The 1,527-nt window shown below is 74.7% G+C and carries 2 protein-coding genes and 1 pseudogene; all 3 read left to right on the top strand.

All coding sequences use genetic code 11. The features are described from left to right. Nucleotides 1-248: 248 nt before the first annotated feature. Nucleotides 249-431: pseudogene (locus ABZ885_RS40930) on the top strand (transcriptional regulator); the annotation flags it as partial. A 32-nt stretch (nucleotides 432-463) separates the two neighbouring features. Then, nucleotides 464-1,018, top strand: a complete 555-nt coding sequence (locus ABZ885_RS40925) for a DUF3291 domain-containing protein (protein ID WP_360200261.1) — start codon at nucleotides 464-466, stop codon at nucleotides 1,016-1,018. 167 nt (nucleotides 1,019-1,185) lie between these two features. After that, nucleotides 1,186-1,455, top strand: a complete 270-nt coding sequence (locus ABZ885_RS40920; protein ID WP_360200259.1) for a ferredoxin — start codon at nucleotides 1,186-1,188, stop codon at nucleotides 1,453-1,455. The last annotated feature ends 72 nt before the right edge of the window (nucleotides 1,456-1,527 follow it).

Here is a 1,527-nt window from a genome sequence, read left to right as displayed (position 1 = left end):
GATGAAGGCACCCCCGAGGAGGATGATGGCGGTGCGCACCGTGAAGAGCGGCTCGGGCTCCGGCGGCAGCTGGGACGGCGGGGGCGGGGTCGAGGCCGGCGCCCTGCGGCGGTCTGGACGAGGCCATGGAGGTGCTGGCCGCCCGCGGCTACGAACCGCACCTGGAGGACGCCGGGGACGTCCAGGGCGCTGGAGACGTCCAGGGTGCGGGAGGCGTCGAGGCGGCGGAGGGGGCGGCCGTGCGCGTCGTCCGGATGCGCAACTGCCCCTTCCACGCCGTCGCCGAACGCTTCCCGCCGCTGGTCTGCGGTATGAACCTCGCGCTGCTGGAGGGGTTGCTCGGCACGGACGGTCCGGTCCGCGCCCGGATGGACGCCCGGCCGGGGGAGTGCTGCGTGGTCGTCGAGGCTTCTAAAGACAATGATCATTGACATAGAAATAAGGGCCGTGCTGGGATGAGTCCATGACCGCACCCGCGCCTGCCGCCCACCTCGCCCAACTCAACGTCGCCACGCTCCGCCATCCGCTCGACGACCCGCGCCTGGCACCGTTCGTCGAGATGCTCGACCCGGTGAACGCCGCCGCGGACACCGCGCCCGGCTTCGTGTGGCGGCTCGCCGAGGAGGGGGCGGCCGACGCCACCGGCCTGCGTCCGGCCGGCGAGGACGTCATCGTCAACATGTCGGTGTGGGAGAGCCAGGAGGCGCTGTGGGACTTCACGTACCGCAGCGGACACCTGGAGGTGATGCGGCAGCGGCGCGCGTGGTTCGAACGGCACGTCACGGCGCACCTGGTGCTCTGGTGGGTGCCCGCCGGCCACCTCCCGACCGTCGGCGAGGCCCTGGAGCGGCTGGCGGACCTTCAGGCGAACGGGCCCTCCCCGCGTGCGTTCACCTTCGCCTCCTCCTACACCGCGGCCGAGGCCGCCCGGCACCCCGACACCGCGCCGCCGGTGCAGCCCGGGCAGGCCGCCCGCGGCCCGCAGCCGGTACCGGCGGGGGGCACGGCCACAGGGTAGGGGACCGCCCACGGCCGGACCACCCACGGCCGGTGCGCCGGAGCGCCGGAGCACCGGAGCCCGCGCCCGGGTCGGTCACTCGATGGGGGTCTCCCAACGCGCGGCGGCGGCCGCGGTGACGGACGCTGGCGTGGACGTTGACCGCGTGTCGTGAGGGTGGTGCCCGGGTGAGGGTGGTCGTTGATCTCAATCGTTGCCAGGGGTACGCGCAGTGCGCGTTCCTCGCGCCGGACGTCTTCAGGATGCACGGGGACGAGGCGCTGCTCTACGCCCCGCGGGCCGGGGCCGAGGAACGGGAGCGGCTCGCGCAGGCGGTCGCGGCCTGTCCGGTCCAGGCGATCCTCGTCGACGACGGGGACGAGAAGCAGGACGCGCGGGCGGCGGGTGCGCCCGTCGGCGGCGCGCAGGCCGACGGCCACGGAGGTGGTGGGCGGTGAACGGCGACGGCTGGCTGGAGGAGCTGCGGCGCGAGGGGCGCATCGTCATCGTGGGCGCCTCCCTCGCCGGCC

It is taken from the genome of Kitasatospora sp. NPDC047058, from assembly GCF_040643935.1.
GTDB lineage: Bacteria > Actinomycetota > Actinomycetes > Streptomycetales > Streptomycetaceae > Kitasatospora.
Note: the sequence above shows the minus strand (reverse complement) of the source record. Positions and strands in the feature narration are given on the sequence as shown.

Bases quoted from the DNA above. Each gene is read 5' to 3' on its own strand.
- ABZ885_RS40925 (WP_360200261.1), top strand. From the start codon at position 464: ATGACCGCACCCGCGCCTGCCGCCCACCTCGCCCAACTCAACGTCGCC.